The organism is Aeromonas sp. s6 (assembly GCF_040907815.1).
In the GTDB taxonomy this organism is placed as follows: Bacteria; Pseudomonadota; Gammaproteobacteria; order Enterobacterales; family Aeromonadaceae; genus Aeromonas; species Aeromonas caviae.
Genome location: NZ_JBFOCN010000099.1, coordinates 1 through 20,284, shown reverse-complemented (window position 1 = coordinate 20,284; position 20,284 = coordinate 1). Strand labels below are relative to the sequence as shown.

General features: G+C 56.4%; 18 protein-coding genes and 1 tRNA gene. All 19 read left to right on the top strand.

Annotation, left to right across the window (positions count from 1 at the left end; all coding sequences use genetic code 11):
• A partial coding sequence (tuf, locus tag AB5Y50_RS16070) for an elongation factor Tu (protein WP_017788708.1) occupies window positions 1–1,137 on the top strand: 1,137 nt, incomplete at its 5' end.
• Window positions 1,138–1,189: 52 nt separating this feature from the next.
• A tRNA-Trp gene (locus AB5Y50_RS16065) sits at window positions 1,190–1,266 on the top strand.
• A 60-nt stretch (window positions 1,267–1,326) separates the two neighbouring features.
• Complete coding sequence (secE, locus tag AB5Y50_RS16060) at window positions 1,327–1,698, top strand: preprotein translocase subunit SecE (RefSeq protein WP_010675960.1); 372 nt, start codon at window positions 1,327–1,329, stop codon at window positions 1,696–1,698.
• A gap of 9 nt (window positions 1,699–1,707) precedes the next feature.
• Window positions 1,708–2,259 (top strand): transcription termination/antitermination protein NusG, encoded by a 552-nt coding sequence (gene nusG / locus AB5Y50_RS16055; RefSeq protein WP_010675959.1) that lies wholly within the window; start codon window positions 1,708–1,710, stop codon window positions 2,257–2,259.
• 134 nt (window positions 2,260–2,393) lie between these two features.
• A complete protein-coding gene (gene rplK, locus AB5Y50_RS16050; RefSeq protein ID WP_005306313.1) occupies window positions 2,394–2,822 on the top strand; it encodes a 50S ribosomal protein L11 in 429 nt (142 codons plus the stop codon).
• A 4-nt stretch (window positions 2,823–2,826) separates the two neighbouring features.
• Window positions 2,827–3,528 (top strand): 50S ribosomal protein L1, encoded by a 702-nt coding sequence (gene rplA, locus AB5Y50_RS16045; protein ID WP_010675958.1) that lies wholly within the window; start codon window positions 2,827–2,829, stop codon window positions 3,526–3,528.
• 256 nt (window positions 3,529–3,784) lie between these two features.
• Window positions 3,785–4,285, top strand: a complete 501-nt coding sequence (gene rplJ, locus AB5Y50_RS16040) for a 50S ribosomal protein L10 (protein WP_005339895.1) — start codon at window positions 3,785–3,787, stop codon at window positions 4,283–4,285.
• A 51-nt stretch (window positions 4,286–4,336) separates the two neighbouring features.
• Complete coding sequence (gene rplL, locus AB5Y50_RS16035) at window positions 4,337–4,702, top strand: 50S ribosomal protein L7/L12 (RefSeq protein ID WP_010675957.1); 366 nt, start codon at window positions 4,337–4,339, stop codon at window positions 4,700–4,702.
• 223 nt (window positions 4,703–4,925) lie between these two features.
• A complete protein-coding gene (gene rpoB / locus AB5Y50_RS16030) occupies window positions 4,926–8,954 on the top strand; it encodes a DNA-directed RNA polymerase subunit beta (protein ID WP_010675956.1) in 4,029 nt (1,342 codons plus the stop codon).
• A gap of 91 nt (window positions 8,955–9,045) precedes the next feature.
• Window positions 9,046–13,350, top strand: a complete 4,305-nt coding sequence (gene rpoC, locus AB5Y50_RS16025; protein ID WP_010675955.1) for a DNA-directed RNA polymerase subunit beta' — start codon at window positions 9,046–9,048, stop codon at window positions 13,348–13,350.
• A 197-nt stretch (window positions 13,351–13,547) separates the two neighbouring features.
• Window positions 13,548–14,264: a transcriptional regulator gene (locus AB5Y50_RS16020; protein WP_010675954.1), complete on the top strand. Its 717-nt coding sequence runs from the start codon at window positions 13,548–13,550 to the stop codon at window positions 14,262–14,264.
• Window positions 14,265–14,290: 26 nt separating this feature from the next.
• Window positions 14,291–14,671, top strand: a complete 381-nt coding sequence (locus AB5Y50_RS16015) for a RidA family protein (RefSeq protein ID WP_010675953.1) — start codon at window positions 14,291–14,293, stop codon at window positions 14,669–14,671.
• A gap of 86 nt (window positions 14,672–14,757) precedes the next feature.
• A complete protein-coding gene (gene tusD / locus AB5Y50_RS16010) occupies window positions 14,758–15,150 on the top strand; it encodes a sulfurtransferase complex subunit TusD (protein WP_010675952.1) in 393 nt (130 codons plus the stop codon).
• 9 nt (window positions 15,151–15,159) lie between these two features.
• Window positions 15,160–15,516 (top strand): sulfurtransferase complex subunit TusC, encoded by a 357-nt coding sequence (gene tusC / locus AB5Y50_RS16005; protein WP_029314860.1) that lies wholly within the window; start codon window positions 15,160–15,162, stop codon window positions 15,514–15,516.
• 7 nt (window positions 15,517–15,523) lie between these two features.
• Window positions 15,524–15,802 carry a sulfurtransferase complex subunit TusB gene (gene tusB, locus AB5Y50_RS16000; protein WP_069784984.1) on the top strand — a complete coding sequence of 93 codons (279 nt, stop codon included), beginning with the start codon at window positions 15,524–15,526 and terminating at the stop codon, window positions 15,800–15,802.
• 181 nt (window positions 15,803–15,983) lie between these two features.
• Window positions 15,984–16,358 carry a 30S ribosomal protein S12 gene (gene rpsL / locus AB5Y50_RS15995; protein ID WP_005306278.1) on the top strand — a complete coding sequence of 125 codons (375 nt, stop codon included), beginning with the start codon at window positions 15,984–15,986 and terminating at the stop codon, window positions 16,356–16,358.
• Between the two features lie 93 nt (window positions 16,359–16,451).
• Window positions 16,452–16,922 carry a 30S ribosomal protein S7 gene (rpsG, locus tag AB5Y50_RS15990; RefSeq protein ID WP_010675949.1) on the top strand — a complete coding sequence of 157 codons (471 nt, stop codon included), beginning with the start codon at window positions 16,452–16,454 and terminating at the stop codon, window positions 16,920–16,922.
• A gap of 75 nt (window positions 16,923–16,997) precedes the next feature.
• Complete coding sequence (gene fusA, locus AB5Y50_RS15985) at window positions 16,998–19,103, top strand: elongation factor G (protein WP_010675948.1); 2,106 nt, start codon at window positions 16,998–17,000, stop codon at window positions 19,101–19,103.
• A 54-nt stretch (window positions 19,104–19,157) separates the two neighbouring features.
• On the top strand, window positions 19,158–20,284 hold a 1,127-nt coding region (tuf, locus tag AB5Y50_RS15980; protein WP_319882522.1), incomplete at its 3' end, for an elongation factor Tu.

Below are 20,284 nucleotides of genomic sequence, written 5' to 3'. Positions count from 1 at the left end.
ACCATCGGCCACGTTGACCACGGTAAAACCACCCTGACCGCCGCCATCACCAACGTGCTGGCCAAGCACTTCGGTGGTAAAGCTTTCGCCTTCGACCAGATCGACAAGGCACCGGAAGAGCGTGAGCGTGGTATCACCATCAACACCTCCCACGTAGAATACGACACTGCTACCCGCCACTACGCTCACGTAGATTGCCCGGGTCACGCCGACTACGTTAAAAACATGATCACCGGTGCTGCCCAGATGGACGGCGCAATCCTGGTAGTAGCAGCGACTGACGGCCCGATGCCGCAGACTCGTGAGCACATCCTGCTGGGTCGTCAGGTAGGCGTTCCGTACATCATCGTGTTCATGAACAAGTGCGACATGGTAGATGACGAAGAGCTGCTGGAACTGGTCGAGATGGAAGTTCGCGAACTGCTGTCCGAGTACGACTTCCCGGGTGATGACCTGCCGGTAGTCCGTGGTTCCGCACTGAAAGCGCTGGAAGGCGAAGCTCAGTGGGAAGAGAAGATCCTGGAACTGGCTGGCCACCTGGACACCTACATTCCGGAGCCGGAGCGTGCCATCGACCAGCCGTTCCTGATGCCGATCGAAGACGTCTTCTCCATCGCAGGCCGTGGTACCGTAGTTACCGGTCGTGTAGAGCGCGGTATCGTCAAGGTTGGTGAAGAAGTGGAAATCGTTGGTATCAAAGATACCACCAAGACCACCTGTACCGGCGTTGAAATGTTCCGCAAACTGCTGGACGAAGGTCGTGCAGGTGAGAACGTTGGCGCGCTGCTGCGTGGCGTGAAGCGTGAAGACGTAGAGCGTGGTCAGGTACTGGCCAAGCCGGGCACCATCAAGCCGCACACCAAGTTCGAATCCGAAGTGTACGTGCTGTCCAAAGAAGAAGGTGGTCGTCACACTCCGTTCTTCAAGGGCTACCGTCCGCAGTTCTACTTCCGTACTACCGACGTGACCGGTACCATCGAACTGCCGGAAGGCGTAGAGATGGTCATGCCGGGCGACAACATCAAGATGGTTGTTACCCTGATTGCGCCGATCGCGATGGACGACGGCCTGCGTTTCGCTATCCGTGAAGGTGGCCGTACCGTAGGTGCTGGTGTTGTAGCCAAAGTTATCGCTTAATCTTGGCTTACATAAATAAAGCAAAGCCCCTATAATAGGGGCTTTCTTATGCAGGGGCGTAGTTCGAATTGGTAGAACAGCGGTCTCCAAAACCGATGGTTGCGGGTTCGAGTCCTGCCGCCCCTGCCATATACCTCGTCTCGTACGGGGCTTTTGTGTCTTTGGTTACGTCAGATACAGGTGGGTTGTATGAGTGTTAGTTCTGAGGGTCAGGGCGGAAGCAAGGATACCCTGCTTTGGGGCCTGGTTTTCATCATCCTGGCGGCCGCTGTAGTGGGCAATTACCTGCTGAGCGACGTTATTGCTGCCGTCCGCGCCCTGGGTGTGGTCGTTGTCATCGCCGCTGCCGGTGCAGTGGCCCTGCAAACCACCAAGGGCAAGGCAACACTGGCGTTTGCCCGTGAGTCTCGCTTGGAAGTCCGCAAGGTCGTATGGCCGACCCGTCAGGAAGCCATTCAGACAACCCTGATTGTGCTGGCGGTGACTGCCGTGATGGGGCTGCTGCTGTTCGTGTTGGACGGCGCCTTGGTCTGGTTGGTCAACCTGATTACCGGTGTGTAAGGATAAGCCATGACTGAACAACGTGAACAGCGTATGAGATGGTATGTCGTGCAGGCATTTTCCGGCTACGAAGGCCGTGTTGCCAAATCCCTGCGTGAACATATCAAGATGCATGGCATGGAAGAGCTGTTTGGTGAAGTGCTGGTCCCGACCGAAGAAGTGGTCGAGATGCGTGCTGGCCAGAAGCGCAAGAGTGAGCGCAAATTTTTCCCGGGATACGTCCTGGTCCAGATGGTGATGGATGAAACCACATGGCATCTGGTACGCAATGTACCGCGCGTCATGGGTTTCATCGGCGGTACCTCCGATCGCCCTGCTCCTATCTCCGATAAGGAAGCGGATGCCATCCTCAATCGTCTGCAAGATGCCCACGACAAGCCGCGTCCGAAAACCCTGTTTGAACCGGGTGAGATGGTCCGGGTTGCCGATGGTCCGTTCGCCGACTTCAACGGTACCGTTGAAGAGGTGGACTACGAAAAGAGCCGCGTGAAGGTCTCCGTACTGATCTTCGGCCGTTCAACGCCGGTAGAACTGGATTTTGGTCAGGTCGAAAAAGGCTGATTAATCTCTGTACGTTTAACGGTTGTCAGGGGCAGCGATTATCTCTATAATTCGCTGCCCCTTTATTTGTTGGGGAGCCGTTTGCAGGAGCATGTCTCCGAGGCGTTAGAACCCATTTTTGAGGTATTTTTGTAATGGCTAAGAAAGTCACAGCTTATATCAAGCTGCAAGTTAAGGCTGGCAGTGCTAACCCCAGCCCTCCCGTTGGTCCTGCTCTGGGTCAGCACGGTGTGAACATCATGGAATTCTGTAAGGCATTCAACGCCCGTACAGAAAAGCTGGAAAAAGGTTCTCCGACTCCGGTCGTGATCACCGTTTACAGCGACCGTTCCTTCACCTTCGAAACCAAGACTCCGCCCGCTTCCTTCCTGCTGAAGAAAGCCGCTGGTATCCAGTCTGGTTCCGCCAAGCCGAACAAAGACAAGGTTGGTAAGGTGACTGTGGCTCAGCTGCAAGAAATCGCCAAGACCAAAGAGCCGGATATGACTGGTGCCGATCTGGATGCAAAAGTACGTTGCATCGCCGGTTCCGCTCGTTCCATGGGCCTGGTAGTGGAGGAGTAAGACAATGGCTAAACTGTCCAAGCGTATGCGCGTTATTCGCGAAAAAGTTGACGGTACCAAAGAGTACTCCATCAACGAAGCCATTGCCCTGCTGAAAGAACTGGCTACCGCCAAGTTCGTTGAAAGCGTTGACGTTGCCGTTAACCTGGGTATCGATGCTCGTAAATCCGACCAGAACGTACGTGGTGCAACTGTACTGCCGCACGGTACCGGTCGTGACATCCGTGTCGCCGTGTTCACCCAGGGTGCCAATGCCGAAGCCGCCAAGGCTGCCGGTGCTGAACTGGTTGGTATGGACGACCTGGCCGAGCTGGTCAAGAAAGGCGAGATGAACTTCGACGTCGTCATCGCATCCCCGGATGCCATGCGTGTTGTTGGTCAACTGGGTCAAATCCTGGGCCCGCGCGGTCTGATGCCGAACCCGAAAGTGGGTACCGTCACTCCGAACGTAGCCGAAGCCGTCAAGAACGCCAAGGCTGGTCAGGTTCGTTACCGTAACGACAAGAACGGTATCATTCACACCACCCTGGGCAAAGTTTCCTTCAACGAAGTTCAGTTGAAAGAGAACCTGGAAGCTCTGCTGGTTGCCTTGAAGAAGGCCAAGCCGTCCTCCGCCAAGGGTGTATTCATCAAGAAAGTCAGCATCTCCACCACCATGGGTGCCGGTGTTGCCGTAGACCAAGCTTCTCTGGAAGCTCAGGCCTAATTGATGGGTTTTACAAGGCGCAAAATTTAATCTATAATTTTGCGCCTTGATTGGTTGGGGGTTTCGACCTCCGTCCAAGACCGCAGGAGGCCGCAAAGCCTTAATTCTTCCTGCGTAGACGGTGCCGGAAACCCAGCGAGAAAGATTCTTTCTCTTCTGGAATCCTGCTACCGCATCGTTCCCCTCTGTTGTAAAGGTAGGGGGGATGTGTCAGTACTGGGTCAACAGACCCGGATTCAATCCAGGAGTTAAGCCAATGGCATTGGGACTCGAAGACAAAAAGGCAATTGTTGCTGAAGTCAACGAAGCTGCCAAAGGCGCTCTTTCTGCAGTTGTAGCCGATTCTCGCGGTGTCACTGTAGACAAGATGACCGTCCTGCGTAAGACCGCTCGTGAAGCCGGTGTGTACATGCGCGTTGTGCGTAACACCCTGCTGCGTCGCGCGGTAGAAGGTACCGAATACGAGTGCCTGAACGACGCATTTACCGGTCCTACCTTGATTGCTTTCTCTAACGAACACCCGGGCGCTGCCGCTCGTCTGTTCAAAGAGTTTGCCAAAGCGAACCAAAAGTTCGAAATCAAGGCTGGCGCTTTTAACGGTGAGTTTATCGCCGCAGCACAAATTGATCGTCTGGCCACGCTGCCGACTTACGAAGAAGCAATTGCGAAGTTGATGGCTACCATGAAGGAAGCCTCTGCTGGCAAGCTGGTTCGTACTATCGCTGCTGTTCGCGACCAGAAACAAGCTGCTGCTTGATTCTCGCCTATCTAGGCTGTTTGAGTTTATTCAACATCAGGAATTTTTGTCATGTCTATCACTAAAGACCAAATCATCGAAGCCGTTGCTTCCATGTCCGTAATGGAAGTTGTTGAGCTGATCGAAGCTATGGAAGAGAAGTTCGGTGTTTCTGCCGCTGCTGCCGTCATGGCCGGCCCGGCTGCTGCTGAAGCAGTAGAAGAGAAGACCGAGTTCGACGTAGTTCTGACTGCTGCTGGCGCCAACAAAGTTGCCGTCATCAAGGCCGTTCGTGGCGCTACCGGTCTGGGCCTGAAAGAAGCCAAGGACCTGGTAGAAGCTGCTCCGACCAATCTGAAAGAAGCCGTGTCCAAGGACGAAGCTGAAGCTCTGAAGAAAGAGCTGGAAGCTGCCGGTGCTTCTGTTGAGATCAAATAATCTGCATTTATGTAGATTAGCCTGATAAAACAGGCTAAGGCTGGTGAATCTTTATTCACCAGCCTTTTTGCGCTGTAGACTGAGAGTATTTCACACCGTTCACGACTCTCGGTGCACCAGCAATCCGGACCGCCTCATCGTCCGGGCCAACACAAAACGGTGTTGAGACAGAGCTGTCCCGTGGGGACAGAGTGGGTCACTTATCAGCGAGCTGAGGAACCCTATGGTTTACTCTTATACCGAAAAAAAACGCATACGTAAGGACTTCGGTAAGCGAGACCAGGTACTGGACACGCCTTATCTGTTGTCCATTCAGCTGGACTCCTTCAAGCAGTTCATCGAGGCTGACCCGGAAGGTGAGTACGGCCTAGAAGCCGCCTTCCGTAGCGTTTTCCCGATCACCAGTTACTCCGGTAGTGCTGAGCTTCAGTATGTCAGCTATCGCCTGGGTGAGCCGGTATTTGACGTAAAAGAATGCCAGATCCGTGGAGTGACCTACTCCGCGCCGCTGCGTGTCAAGCTTCGTATGGTTCTGTACGACCGTGAAGCAGCTGCCGGCACCGTCAAAGACATCAAGGAACAAGAAGTTTACATGGGCGAAATTCCGCTCATGACCGAAAACGGCACCTTTGTCATCAATGGTACCGAGCGGGTCATCGTCTCCCAGCTGCACCGCAGCCCGGGGGTCTTCTTCGACCACGATAAAGGCAAAACACATTCATCCGGTAAGGTGCTTTATAACGCTCGCGTTATCCCCTACCGTGGCTCCTGGCTGGACTTCGAGTTCGATGCGAAAGACAACCTGTTTGTCCGTATCGACCGTCGTCGTAAACTGCCAGCCTCCATTATTCTGCGGGCTCTGGACTTCAGTTCCGAAGAAATCCTGGCCACCTTCTTCGAGACCATCGGTTTCGAAGTCAAGGATGGCAAGTTGATGATGGATCTGGTGCCCGAGCGCCTGCGTGGCGAGACCGCGACCTTCGACATCATTGCCAATGGCGCCGTGGTGGTTGAAACCGGTCGTCGTGTCACTGCACGTCACATCCGTCAGCTGGAAAAAGACGGCATCACCCAGATCGAGGTGCCGGTAGAGTATGTTGTTGGCAAAGTTGCTGCCAAGAACTACGCGCACCCGCAGACTGGTGAGATGGTTGTCACTGCCAACCAGGCGCTGAGCCTGGAAGCGGTTGCCAACCTGTCCCAAGCCGGCTTCAAGCATTTCGAGGTTCTGTTCACCAACGAACTGGATCACGGTGCCTACATGTCCGAGACCCTGCGTATCGACTCCAGCTCCAGCCGCCTGGAAGCCCTGGTCGAGATCTATCGCATGATGCGTCCGGGCGAGCCGCCCACTCGTGAAGCGGCCGAGCAGCTGTTCGAGAACCTGTTCTTCTCTTCCGAGCGTTACGACCTGTCTACCGTAGGTCGGATGAAGTTCAACCGCCGTTTGGGTCGTGAAGACGAGACTGGCGTTGGCGTGCTGACCAAGGACGATATCGTCGAGGTCATGAAGCGCCTGATCGATATCCGTAACGGTAACGACGAAGTGGACGATATCGACCACCTTGGTAACCGTCGTATCCGTTCCGTCGGTGAAATGGCCGAGAACCAGTTCCGTGTTGGTCTGGTCCGTGTCGAGCGTGCGGTGAAGGAGCGCCTGTCTCTGGGCGATCTGGACACCCTGATGCCGCAGGATCTGATCAACGCCAAGCCGATCTCCGCCGCGGTCAAAGAGTTCTTCGGTTCCAGCCAGCTGTCCCAGTTCATGGACCAGAACAACCCGCTGTCCGAAGTGACCCACAAGCGCCGTATCTCCGCGCTGGGCCCGGGCGGTCTGACCCGTGAGCGTGCCGGTTTCGAAGTTCGAGACGTACACCCGACCCACTACGGTCGTCTGTGCCCCATCGAAACGCCGGAAGGTCCGAACATCGGTCTGATCAACTCGCTGTCCGTGTATTCCCGCACCAACGAGTACGGTTTCCTCGAAACCCCGTACCGCAAGGTGATCGACGGTGTGATCACCGACGAAGTGGATTACCTGTCTGCGATTGAAGAAGGCAAGTACGTGATCGCACAGGCCAACGCCGCGACCACCGAAGATGGCCGTCTGAAAGATGAATTGATCCCGTGCCGTCACAAAGGTGAATCCACCTTTATGAATGCCGACCAGATCCAGTACATGGACGTGAGCCCGCAACAGATCGTCTCTGTGGCAGCGGCCCTGATCCCGTTCCTGGAACACGATGACGCGAACCGCGCATTGATGGGTTCAAACATGCAACGTCAGGCTGTACCGACCCTGCGCGCCGACAAGCCGCTGGTTGGTACCGGTATGGAACGCGCAGTGGCCGTTGACTCCGGTGTGACCGTAGTGGCCAAGCGTGGCGGCATGATCGACTATGTCGATGCCTCCCGTATCGTTATCAAGGTCAACGAAGATGAGCTGCTGCCTGGCGAAGCCGGCATCGACATCTACAGCCTGACCAAATACACCCGTTCCAACCAGAACACCTGTATCAACCAGCGTCCGTGCGTGATGTTGGGTGAGCCGGTGATGGCTGGCGACGTACTGGCTGACGGCCCGTCCACCGATCTCGGTGAACTGGCGCTGGGTCAGAACCTGCGCGTCGCGTTCATGCCGTGGAACGGTTACAACTTCGAAGACTCGATCCTGGTGAACGAGCGTGTTGTTCAGGAAGATCGCCTGACCACCATTCACATCCAGGAACTGGCCTGTATCTCCCGTGACACCAAGCTGGGTCCGGAAGAGATCACTGCTGACATCCCGAACGTGGGTGAAGCCGCTCTGTCCAAGCTGGACGAGTCCGGTATCGTCTACGTGGGTGCCGAAGTGAAGGGCGGCGACATTCTGGTCGGCAAGGTGACTCCGAAAGGTGAAACCCAGCTGACCCCGGAAGAGAAGCTGCTGCGCGCCATCTTCGGTGAGAAGGCGTCTGACGTGAAGGACTCTTCTCTGCGAGTGCCGAACGGTGTGTACGGTACCGTGGTTGACGTGCAAGTCTTTACCCGCGATGGCGTGGAAAAAGACAAGCGCGCCAAAGAAATCGAAGAGATGCAGCTGAAGGAAGCGAAGAAGGACTTGACCGAAGAGTTCAAGATCCTGGAAGACGGCATTTTCGGCCGTTCCCGCAACCTGCTGCTGGCCGCCGGTTACAGCGAAGATCGTCTGAACAAGCTCGATCGTTCCAAGTGGTTTGAGCTGGCCATCGAAGATGAAGCCAAGCAAATCGAGCTGGAGCAGATCGCTGAACAGCACGTTGAGCTGAAGGCCGAGTTCGACAAGAAATTCGAGAACAAGCGTCGCAAGATCATCCAGGGCGATGACCTGGCGCCGGGCGTACTGAAGATCGTCAAGGTCTATCTGGCCGTCAAGCGTCGCATCCAGCCGGGTGACAAGATGGCGGGCCGTCACGGTAACAAGGGTGTTATCTCCAAGATCTGTCCGGTCGAGGATATGCCCCATGACGAGTACGGCCGTCCGGTCGACATCGTACTGAACCCGCTGGGTGTACCGTCTCGTATGAACATCGGTCAGATCCTCGAAGTGCACCTGGGCCTCGCGGCCAAGGGCATCGGCGAGAAGATCGACCGCATGATCAAAGAACAGCGCGAGCTGCACGAGATGCGCGAGTTCCTGCAACAGGTCTATGACTTGGGCGAGAAGGACTCCCAGCAAGTGAACATTGCCGAACTGTCTGACGACGACGTGCGTACCCTGGTGGGTAACCTGCGTAAGGGGCTGCCGGTGGCTACACCTGTCTTTGATGGTGCCAAAGAGCGCGAAATCAAAGCCTTGCTGAAGCTGGCCGATCTGCCGGAATCCGGTCAGATCTCCCTGTTCGACGGTCGTACCGGTAACGCCTTCGAGCGCAAGGTCACCGTGGGTTACATGTACATGCTGAAGCTGAACCACCTGGTAGACGACAAGATGCACGCGCGTTCTACCGGTTCCTACAGCCTGGTTACCCAGCAGCCGCTGGGTGGTAAGGCGCAGTTCGGTGGTCAGCGGTTCGGTGAGATGGAAGTGTGGGCCCTGGAGGCTTACGGTGCGGCATATACCCTGCAGGAAATGCTGACCGTCAAGTCTGACGATGTGAACGGCCGTACCAAGATGTACAAGAACATCGTGGATGGCGACCACCGTATGGAGCCGGGCATGCCCGAATCCTTCAACGTATTGCTGAAGGAAATCCGCTCTCTGGGTATCAACATCGAGCTGGACGAAGAGTAAGAGCTCGCTCTTATTGTTCGAGAATTGACGTGGGCGCCCCGCTGTTTTGGCAGCCGGGGCGCCGAGGTTAGACTCCTGACAGGGGAAACACGTGAAAGACTTACTCAAGTTTTTGAAGGCTCAGACCAAGACCGAAGAGTTTGACAGTATCAAGATCGGTCTGGCCTCTCCTGACATGATCCGCTCCTGGTCATTCGGTGAGGTCAAAAAGCCTGAGACCATCAACTACCGGACTTTCAAGCCGGAGCGTGATGGTCTGTTCTGCGCCCGTATCTTCGGACCGGTGAAGGACTACGAGTGTCTGTGCGGCAAGTACAAGCGCCTGAAACACCGTGGTGTGATCTGCGAGAAGTGCGGTGTAGAAGTGACCCAGACCAAGGTCCGTCGTGAGCGCATGGGCCACATCGAGCTGGCCAGCCCGACTGCCCACATCTGGTTCCTGAAGTCCCTGCCGTCCCGTATCGGTCTGCTGCTGGACATGACCCTGCGTGACATCGAGCGCGTGCTGTATTTCGAATCCTATGTAGTGATCGAACCCGGCATGACCAACCTCGAGCGCAGCCAGATGCTCTCCGAAGAGAACTATCTGGACGCACTGGAAGAGTGGGGTGACGAATTCGACGCCAAGATGGGTGCCGAGGCCATTCTGGCTCTGCTGCGCGCCATCGATCTGGAAGGCGAAGTCAAAGCCATGCGTGAGGAGCTGGATCAGACCAACTCCGAGACCAAGCGCAAGAAGACCACCAAGCGTCTGAAGCTGATGGAAGCCTTCCTGCAATCCGGCAACAAGCCGGAGTGGATGATCATGACAGTGCTGCCCGTGCTGCCGCCGGACCTGCGTCCGCTGGTACCGCTGGACGGCGGTCGTTTCGCGACCTCCGATCTGAACGATCTGTACCGTCGCGTGATCAACCGTAACAACCGCTTGAAGCGTCTGCTGGATCTGGCTGCGCCTGACATCATCGTGCGCAACGAAAAGCGCATGCTGCAAGAGTCCGTGGATGCCCTGCTGGACAACGGCCGTCGTGGTCGTGCCATCACCGGTTCCAACAAGCGCCCGCTGAAATCCCTGGCCGACATGATCAAGGGTAAGCAAGGTCGTTTCCGTCAGAACCTGCTGGGTAAGCGTGTCGACTACTCTGGTCGTTCCGTTATCACCGTAGGTCCGACCCTGCGTCTGCATCAGTGCGGTCTGCCGAAGAAGATGGCACTTGAGCTGTTCAAGCCCTTCATCTACGGCAAGCTGGAGTCCCGCGGTCTGGCGACCACGATCAAGGCCGCCAAGAAGATGGTGGAGCGCGAAGAAGCCGTCGTCTGGGACATCTTGGACGAAGTGATCCGCGAACACCCGGTTCTGCTGAACCGTGCGCCGACCCTGCACCGTCTGGGTATCCAGGCGTTTGAACCGACCCTGATCGAAGGCAAGGCCATCCAGCTGCACCCGCTCGTCTGTGCCGCCTATAACGCGGACTTCGACGGTGACCAGATGGCGGTCCACGTACCGCTGACCCTGGAAGCCCAGCTGGAAGCGCGTGCCCTGATGATGTCCACCAACAACATCCTGTCGCCTGCCTCCGGTGAGCCGATCATCGTTCCTTCCCAGGACGTGGTCTTGGGTCTGTACTACATGACCCGCGCCCGCATCAATGCGAAGGGTGAAGGTATGGTGCTGTCCGGCCCGAAAGAGGCCGAGAAGGTCTACCGTGCCGGCCTGGCCGACCTGCATGCTCGCGTCAAGTGCCGCATCACCGAGTACGTGAAGAACGAAGCCGGTGAACTGGTTGCCAAGACCGAGATGAAGAACACCACCGTTGGTCGTGCGATCCTGAGCCTGATCCTGCCCAAAGGCATGGAGTACGCGCTGATTGACGAGCCCAAGGTACTGACTGCTGCAGAGCAGGCTGACCTGGACGCCAACCCGCAGAACTGGATCAAGTGCGTCTCCAACAAGGCGCTGGGCAAAAAGCTCATTTCCCGTCTGCTGAACACCTGCTATCGCAAGCAGGGCCTGAAGGATACCGTCATCTTCGCTGACCAGCTGATGTATACCGGTTTCCACTACGCGGCCCTGTCCGGTGCCTCTGTTGGTATCGATGACATGGTCATCCCGGATGCCAAGAAAGACATCATCGCTGCTGCAGAAGCCGAAGTCGCCGAGATCCAGGACCAGTTCCTGTCCGGTCTGGTGACCGCGGGCGAACGTTACAACAAGGTTATCGATATCTGGGCCAGCGCGAACGATCGCGTCTCCAAGGCCATGATGGACAACCTTTCCAAGGAGCGTAACGTCAACTCCCTGGGCGATGAGGAAGAGCAAGCCTCCTTCAACAGCATCTTCATGATGGCCGACTCTGGTGCGCGGGGCTCCGCCGCCCAGATCCGTCAGCTGGCCGGTATGCGTGGCCTGATGGCGAAGCCGGATGGCTCCATCATCGAAACGCCGATCGTGGCGAACTTCCGTGAAGGTCTGAACGTACTGCAGTACTTCATCTCCACTCACGGTGCTCGTAAAGGTCTGGCGGATACCGCACTGAAGACAGCGAACTCCGGTTACCTGACCCGTCGTCTGGTTGACGTGGCCCAGGACATGGTGATCACCGAGGACGATTGCGGCACTACCGACGGTCTGTGGATGACTCCGCTGATCGAGGGTGGCGACGTGGTCGAGCCGCTGCGTGAGCGCGTGTTGGGTCGTGTGGTGGCCGAAGACGTGATCAAGCCGGGTACCGAGGATGAAGTGCTGGTAGCGCGCAACACCCTGCTCGACGAGCAGCTGTGTGACCTGCTGGAGCGCAACTCCGTCGACCGCGTGAAGGTACGTTCTGCCATCACCTGTGAGACCGATTTCGGTAACTGTGCTCACTGCTACGGCCGTGATCTGGCCCGTGGTCACCTGGTTAACAAGGGTGAGGCTGTCGGTGTTATCGCCGCTCAGTCCATCGGTGAACCGGGCACCCAGCTGACGATGCGTACCTTCCACATCGGTGGTGCCGCATCCCGAGCGGCTGCCGAGAGCAGCATCCAGGTGAAGAACACCGGTAGCATCAAGTTGCAGAACGCCAAGTTCGTTCTGAACAACTCTGACAAGCTGGTTATCACCTCCCGTTCTACCGAGCTGACCATCATGGACGAGATGGGCCGTACCAAGGAAAGCCACAAGCTGCCTTACGGTTCCGTGCTGGAAGTGAAGGATGGCGAAGCGGTGAACGCCGGTGATACCGTCGCGAACTGGGACCCGCACACCCACCCGATCATCACCGAAGTGGCGGGTCGCCTGCACTTCGAACACATGATCGACGGTGTGACCATCACTCGTCAGACCGACGAGCTGACCGGCCTCTCTTCCATCGTCGTACTGGATGTCAACGAGCGTCCGAGCGCCGGTAAAGAGATGCGTCCGACCGTGAAACTGGTCGATCTGAATGGCAAGGATGTGATGATCCCGGGCACCGACGTTCCCGCCCAGTACTTCCTGCCGGGCAAGGCGATCGTGAACCTGGAAGATGGTGCCAACGTGGGCGTGGGTGACGCGGTTGCGCGTATCCCGCAAGAGTCCAGTGGTACCAAGGACATCACCGGTGGTCTGCCGCGCGTTGCGGATCTGTTCGAAGCACGTCAGCCGAAAGAGCCGGCCATCCTGGCCGAGATCTCCGGTACCATCTCCTTCGGGAAAGAGACCAAGGGCAAGCGTCGTCTGGTCATCACCCCGACCGATGGTGGCGAGATCTATGAAGAGATGATTCCGAAATGGCGTCACCTCAACGTGTTCGAAGGTGAAAAAGTTGAGAAGGGTGAAGTGCTGGCGGACGGTCCCGAATCTGCTCACGACATCCTGCGTCTGCGCGGTATCAGCCCGGTCGCCAACTACATCGCCAACGAAGTGCAGGACGTTTACCGTCTGCAAGGCGTTAAGATCAACGACAAGCACATCGAAGTCATCGTGCGTCAGATGCTTCGCAAGTGCGAGATCCTGAGCGCTGGCGACACCGACCTGATCGAAGGTGAACAGGTTGAAGTGGCCCGTGTGAAGATTGCCAACCGTAAACTGGTTGCCGAAGGGAAGACCCCGGCTACCTACCGTCATATCCTGATGGGTATTACCAAGGCATCTCTGAGCACCGAGTCCTTCATCTCCGCGGCTTCCTTCCAGGAGACCACCCGCGTGCTGACCGAAGCAGCCGTTGGTGGCAAGCGTGATGAACTGCGCGGCTTGAAAGAGAACGTGATCGTGGGTCGTCTGATCCCGGCTGGTACCGGCTTTGCCTACCACCACAGCCGCATCAACCAGCGTGCCGCCGCAGCCCGTGCTGTCGGTGTGCCGCAGGTGACTGCCGATGAAGCTCAGCAAAACCTGGCGGATCTGCTCAACGCAGCCGGCAGTTTTGACGAAGAGTAATCTTCCGCTGCAGTGATCGAAAAGGGCCCCTTCTAGGGGCCCTTTTTTTATTTCCCATCCGGCGCCCAGCGTGCACTGGGCTGGGGCAGGGGGATGATCCAGTGCAAGGTTATAGAGCAAAAAATCAAAAAAAGTTGACATTGCCCCGTCGCAACTGAAAACTCGGGAAAGTTGAATGGGTATTACAGGGGTAGAACATGGCTGTCGGTATCGAGGAAGTACTGCTTCCCGAAGAGCAACTGAGCGGTCGCGCTTTTACAGACGAAGACAGGGAGCTGTTGCGTTCATATGGGGGCCTTATCGAAGGCCTGGCCGATCTGTTCGGCAAGCACTGCGAGGTGGTGCTCCACTCCCTGGAAAATCTGCATGAGTCCGTGATCCAAATCGCGAATGGTTTCAATACGGGTCGAACTCTGGGGGCGCCGATCACCGATCTCGCCCTGCGGATGCTCAAGGACATCGAGAGCACGGGTCAGGATCACACCCAGAGTTATTTTGCCCGCAGTCGGACCGGTGCCTTGATGAAGTCGAGCACCATCGCCATCCGTAACCGCGACAAGCAGGTGATCGGCCTTATCTGCATCAATTTGCACATCAATGCGCCTTTCCACGAGTTCGTGGCCGAATTCTTCCCGACACCACAGCAGGTGGAGCGGCAATCGCCGGAGACCTTCGCCAACAGCGTCGAAGAGCTGGTTGCCCAGACGGTGGACAACACCATCGACGAGATCAATCGTGATCCCTCCGTGGCCAACAATGCCAAGAACCGTTTTATCGTGACCCAGTTGTTCGAGAAGGGCATATTTGATATCAAGGACTCGATCAACCTGGTCGCCGACAAGCTGAATATTTCCAAACATACCGTGTATCTCTACATCCGACAGCGCAAGCAGGGTGAAGAAGAGAGCGAGTAAGCGCCATAGATAGGGGATAGATAACAATGGCTAAAGAAGTGATTGCAACCGACAAGGCGCCTGCCGCAATTGGCCCTTATGTCCAGGCTACCAAGCTGGGTGAGCTGGTCTTTACCTCCGGGCAGATCCCGCTCGATCCGGCCACCATGGACATCGTTGCCGGTGGCATCGAGGCTCAGGCAGAGCAGGTGATGAAGAATCTGGTCGCAGTCTTGAAAGCCGCAGGGGCCGATACCAGCAAGGTGCTGAAGACCACTTGCTTCCTGAGTGACATGAACAACTTTGTGGCCTTCAACCAGGTGTATGCCCGCTACTTTGGCGAGTCCGCCCCGGCACGTTCCTGCGTGGAAGTTGCTCGTCTGCCCAAGGATGTGCTGGTCGAAGTCGAAGCCATCGCTTACGTCTGAGCCTGTTTCATTGGAAAAGCCCCTCCCAGGAGGGGCTTTTGCGTCTGTGAGGTAGAATGGATACACCGCTGTGCAGGAGTGCGATCATGAGTCTGAATTTTGCTCTGCTGGTCACCGGGCCCGCCTATGGCACCCAGACGGCCAGCACGGCCTATCGTTTTGCCCTGAGTCTGGTCGAGCAGGGACACCGCTTGTCCCACCTCTTCTTCTATCAGGAGGGGGTGTGCAATGCCAATGGCCTCCATGCGCCAGCCAGCGATGAGACCGACCTGGTGGCATTGTGGCGCGAGTTGGCCATCCAGCAGGGTATCCGCATCGATGTGTGTGTGGCTGCGGCCATGCGCCGTGGCGTGCTGGATGAGCAGGAGGCCAAGGGAATGGGACGGGAGCATTTCAATCTGGAAGCGCCATTCTGCCTGAGCGGGCTCGGTCAGTTGGCGGAAGCCGCACTGACCGCTGATCGCTTCGTTCAGTTCTAGGGGGACAAAATGACCAGAATAGCGTTTATCTCACGGCGTGGTCCCCATGGTTCGGCGAGTGGTCGGGAGGGGCTGGATGCTCTGCTGGCCACCTCTGCATTGACGGAGTCCCTGGCACTCTTTCTGGTGGGTGATGGCGTGATGCAACTGGTGAGGGAGCAATCACCACACGCTATATTGCAGCGTCACTACGCCCCGACCTTCAAGATGCTGGAACTGTATGACATCGAAGAGATCTATGTCTGTGCGGTGTCACTGGCTGAGCGAGGACTGACGGCGGCGGATCTGCTAATCCCAGTGATTCCGCTCTCTCCTGCGGAAATTCGCCGTAGCTGGGCGGGTTTCACCACCCACATCTGCTTCTGAGGTGTCCGTGATACAGCTGATATTGAACTCTCCCTTCATGAGCCAGGATCTCGAGTTGGCGTTGCGTTACCGCATGGAAGGGGATCTGGTGGTGTTGATGCAGGATGCCGTGATGGCGGCGGCTGCCCCCGGGTGGTGCGAGCGCTTGGCAGAGGTCCCCCTGTACGTCATGAAGGAAGACCTGCAAGCGAGAGGCTTGTCATCCGGGATCGGGATGGAACTCGATATGCCGGGTTTGATCAGGTTGATCGTCGAGCACGGATCACCGCAGACCTGGGGCGGTTAGGCTTGTTTTTCCTTTTTATCTCAGTTGCTTAACATAATGTCATTCGACTGTCATTTGCCATTTCGGTGTGCAAATTGTATAAATCTTGACTCCCCAGACAACAGGGCATAAAATTTCGCGTCCCCGTATCTGCGGGGAGGATTTTTCACACGTTTATGAAGTCATTATCAGGAGCCTTTTGATGGCAACTATTAACCAGTTGGTTCGCAAGCCACGCATCAAGCTCGTTGTGAAAAGCAACGTGCCGGCGCTGGAAGCGTGCCCTCAGAAGCGTGGCGTATGCACCCGTGTATACACCACCACCCCGAAGAAGCCTAACTCTGCACTGCGTAAAGTATGCCGTGTACGTCTGACCAACGGCTTCGAAGTCACCTCCTACATCGGTGGTGAAGGTCACAACCTGCAAGAGCACTCTGTTGTTCTGATCCGTGGCGGTCGTGTAAAAGACTTGCCAGGTGTTCGTTATCACACCGTTCGTGGTGCGTTGGACTGTGCCGGTGTTAAAGACCGTAAGCAGGCTCGCTCCAAGTACGGCGTGAAGCGTCCGAAAGCTTAATGGTTCTCCGTTAAGTAAGGCCAAACGTTAATTCGTTTCTAGTTAGATAACTTTCTAGTTTTGGGTAACCCCTGAAGTTACGGAGAATTTGAAATGCCAAGACGTCGTGTTGTTGGTCAGCGTAAAATCCTGCCGGATCCCAAGTTCGGATCTGAGCTGCTGGCTAAATTTGTCAACGTAGTAATGGTTGACGGTAAGAAATCTGTTGCAGAAGCCATCGTTTATGGCGCCCTGGACATCATTGCCACCAAATCTGGCAAAGAGCACCTGGCCCTGTTCGAAGTCGCTCTGGACAACATTCGTCCGGCGGTCGAGGTTAAATCTCGTCGCGTCGGTGGTGCAACCTATCAGGTGCCGGTAGAAGTTCGTCCGGTACGTCGCAATGCTCTGGCAATGCGCTGGTTGGTTGATGCCGCTCGTAAACGTGGTGAAAAATCAATGGCTCAGCGTTTGGCTGGCGAGCTGCTGGATGCCGCTGACAATAAGGGTTCGTCTGTCAAGAAACGTGAAGACGTTCACCGTATGGCTGAAGCGAACAAGGCCTTCGCTCACTTCCGCTGGTAATCCGCTTGCGCAGGGTCTTATGACTCTGCGCACCTTTAATTATCTGGGGACAAGCGCCCTAGTAAGAGGATGACAATGGCTCGTACAACCCCCATTGAGCGTTATCGTAATATCGGTATCTCCGCTCACATCGACGCCGGTAAGACTACTACTACCGAGCGCGTTCTGTTTTACACCGGTGTAAGTCACAAGATCGGTGAAGTTCACGATGGCGCCGCCACCATGGACTGGATGGAACAGGAACAAGAGCGTGGTATCACCATCACCTCCGCCGCGACCACCGCTTTCTGGTCCGGTATGGGTAAACAGTTCCAACCGCACCGTATCAACATCATCGATACCCCGGGCCACGTTGACTTTACTATCGAAGTAGAGCGTTCCATGCGTGTTCTGGATGGCGCCGTGATGGTGTACTGTGCCGTAGGTGGCGTACAGCCCCAGTCTGAAACCGTATGGCGTCAGGCTAACAAGTACAAGGTTCCCCGTATCGCGTTCGTCAACAAGATGGACCGTACCGGTGCTAACTTCCTGCGCTGCGTTGAGCACATCAAGACCCGTCTGAAAGGTAACCCGGTTCCTCTGCAACTGAACATCGGTTCCGAAGAGAACTTCAAGGGCGTTATCGACCTGGTCAAGATGAAAGCCATCAACTGGAGCGAAGCTGACCAGGGCGTATCCTTCGACTACGAAGACGTCCCGGCCGAGCTGCTGGAACAGGCGCAAGAAATGCGCATGAACCTGGTTGAAGCCGCTGCTGAAGCGTCTGAAGACCTGATGGAAAAATACCTGGGTGGTGAAGAACTGACTGAAGAAGAGATCAAGAAAGCTCTGCGTCAGCGTGTTCTGAACAACGAAATCATCCTGGTTACCTGTGGCTCCGCGTTCAAGAACAAGGGCGTACAGGCCATGCTGGATGCCGTGGTCGAGTACCTGCCGGCTCCGACCGACGTTGCTGCTATCGACGGTCTGAAGCTGGATGGCGAGACCAAGGACGAGCGTCACGCTTCCGATGACGAGCCGTTCTCTGCTCTGGCATTCAAGATTGCTACCGACCCGTTCGTGGGCAACCTGACCTTCTTCCGTGTTTACTCCGGTGTGGTCAACTCCGGTGACTCCGTGCTGAACTCCGTTAAAGAGAAGCGCGAGCGTTTCGGCCGTATCGTTCAGATGCATGCCAACAAGCGTGAAGAGATCAAAGAAGTTCGCGCAGGCGACATCGCTGCTGCCATCGGCCTGAAGGACGTCACCACCGGTGATACCCTGTGTGACGAAAGCGCACCGATCATCCTGGAGCGTATGGAGTTCCCGGAGCCGGTAATCTCCATCGCCGTTGAGCCGAAATCCAAGGCTGACCAGGAGAAGATGGGTCTGGCTCTGGGCCGTCTGGCTCAGGAAGATCCGTCCTTCCGCGTATGGACCGACGAAGAATCTGGTCAAACCATCATCGCCGGTATGGGTGAGCTGCACCTGGACATCATCGTTGACCGTATGCGTCGCGAGTTCAAGGTAGAAGCCAACGTAGGTAAGCCGCAGGTTGCCTACCGTGAAACCATCCGCAACACCGTCAAGGACATCGAAGGCAAGCATGCCAAGCAGTCCGGTGGTCGTGGTCAGTACGGTCACGTCGTTATCGACATGTACCCGCTGGAAGAAGGCAAAGCCTACGAATTCGTCAACGACATCAAGGGTGGCGTGATTCCGGGCGAATTCATCCCGGGTGTTGACAAGGGTATCCGCGAGCAGCTGAAGTCCGGCCCGCTGGCAGGCTATCCGGTAATGGATCTGGGTGTGCGTCTGCACTTCGGTTCCTACCACGATGTCGACTCTTCCGAACTGGCGTTCAAGATCGCTGCTTCTCTGGCGTTCAAGGCTGGCTTCATGAAGGCCAACCCGGTACTGCTCGAACCGATCATGAAGGTCGAAGTCGAGACTCCGGAAGACTACATGGGCGACGTGATCGGTGACCTGAACCGTCGTCGCGGCCTGATCGAAGGCATGGAAGATGGCCCGTCCGGCAAGATCGTACGTGCGCTGGTGCCGCTGGCCGAAATGTTCGGTTACGCCACCTCCCTGCGTTCTGCTACCCAGGGTCGTGCTTCCTACGCCATGGAATTCGCCAAGTATCACGATGCCCCGACCAACGTCGCCCAGGCCGTGATCGAAGAGCGCAAATCCAAGTAATTTAAGATTCCCCGCCTACGACGGTAGGCGGGTTTAACCTAGAAGGACTACGTCGTGTCTAAAGAAAAATTTGAGCGTAATAAACCGCACGTAAACGTCGGCACCATCGGCCACGTTGACCACGGTAAAACCACCCTGACCGCCGCCATCACCAACGTGCTGGCCAAGCACTTCGGTGGTAAAGCTTTCGCCTTCGACCAGATCGACAAGGCACCGGAAGAGCGTGAGCGTGGTATCACCATCAACACCTCCCACGTAGAATACGACACTGCTACCCGCCACTACGCTCACGTAGATTGCCCGGGTCACGCCGACTACGTTAAAAACATGATCACCGGTGCTGCCCAGATGGACGGCGCAATCCTGGTAGTAGCAGCGACTGACGGCCCGATGCCGCAGACTCGTGAGCACATCCTGCTGGGTCGTCAGGTAGGCGTTCCGTACATCATCGTGTTCATGAACAAGTGCGACATGGTAGATGACGAAGAGCTGCTGGAACTGGTCGAGATGGAAGTTCGCGAACTGCTGTCCGAGTACGACTTCCCGGGTGATGACCTGCCGGTAGTCCGTGGTTCCGCACTGAAAGCGCTGGAAGGCGAAGCTCAGTGGGAAGAGAAGATCCTGGAACTGGCTGGCCACCTGGACACCTACATTCCGGAGCCGGAGCGTGCCATCGACCAGCCGTTCCTGATGCCGATCGAAGACGTCTTCTCCATCGCAGGCCGTGGTACCGTAGTTACCGGTCGTGTAGAGCGCGGTATCGTCAAGGTTGGTGAAGAAGTGGAAATCGTTGGTATCAAAGATACCACCAAGACCACCTGTACCGGCGTTGAAATGTTCCGCAAACTGCTGGACGAAGGTCGTGCAGGTGAGAACGTTGGCGCGCTGCTGCGTGGCGTGAAGCGTGAAGACGTAGAGCGTGGTCAGGTACTGGCCAAGCCGGGCACCATCAAGCCGCACACCAAGTTCGAATCCGAAGTGTACGTGCTGTCCAAAGAAGAAGGTGGTCGTCACACTCCGTTCTTCAAGGGCTACCGTCCGCAGTTCTACTTCCGTACTACCGACGTGACCGGTACCATCGAACTGCCGGAAGGCGTAGAGATGGTCATGCCGGGCGACAACATCAAGATGGTTGTTACCCTGATTGCGCCGATCGCGATGGACGACGGCCTGCGTTTCGC

Bases quoted from the DNA above. Each gene is read 5' to 3' on its own strand.
- rpsG (WP_010675949.1), top strand. From the start codon at position 16,452: ATGCCAAGACGTCGTGTTGTTGGTCAGCGTAAAATCCTGCCGGATCCC.
- secE (WP_010675960.1), top strand. From the start codon at position 1,327: ATGAGTGTTAGTTCTGAGGGTCAGGGCGGAAGCAAGGATACCCTGCTT.
- rpsL (WP_005306278.1), top strand. From the start codon at position 15,984: ATGGCAACTATTAACCAGTTGGTTCGCAAGCCACGCATCAAGCTCGTT.
- nusG (WP_010675959.1), top strand. From the start codon at position 1,708: ATGACTGAACAACGTGAACAGCGTATGAGATGGTATGTCGTGCAGGCA.
- tusD (WP_010675952.1), top strand. From the start codon at position 14,758: ATGAGTCTGAATTTTGCTCTGCTGGTCACCGGGCCCGCCTATGGCACC.
- rpoB (WP_010675956.1), top strand. From the start codon at position 4,926: ATGGTTTACTCTTATACCGAAAAAAAACGCATACGTAAGGACTTCGGT.
- rplJ (WP_005339895.1), top strand. From the start codon at position 3,785: ATGGCATTGGGACTCGAAGACAAAAAGGCAATTGTTGCTGAAGTCAAC.
- rplA (WP_010675958.1), top strand. From the start codon at position 2,827: ATGGCTAAACTGTCCAAGCGTATGCGCGTTATTCGCGAAAAAGTTGAC.
- rplL (WP_010675957.1), top strand. From the start codon at position 4,337: ATGTCTATCACTAAAGACCAAATCATCGAAGCCGTTGCTTCCATGTCC.
- fusA (WP_010675948.1), top strand. From the start codon at position 16,998: ATGGCTCGTACAACCCCCATTGAGCGTTATCGTAATATCGGTATCTCC.
- rplK (WP_005306313.1), top strand. From the start codon at position 2,394: ATGGCTAAGAAAGTCACAGCTTATATCAAGCTGCAAGTTAAGGCTGGC.
- AB5Y50_RS16020 (WP_010675954.1), top strand. From the start codon at position 13,548: ATGGCTGTCGGTATCGAGGAAGTACTGCTTCCCGAAGAGCAACTGAGC.
- tusC (WP_029314860.1), top strand. From the start codon at position 15,160: ATGACCAGAATAGCGTTTATCTCACGGCGTGGTCCCCATGGTTCGGCG.
- AB5Y50_RS16015 (WP_010675953.1), top strand. From the start codon at position 14,291: ATGGCTAAAGAAGTGATTGCAACCGACAAGGCGCCTGCCGCAATTGGC.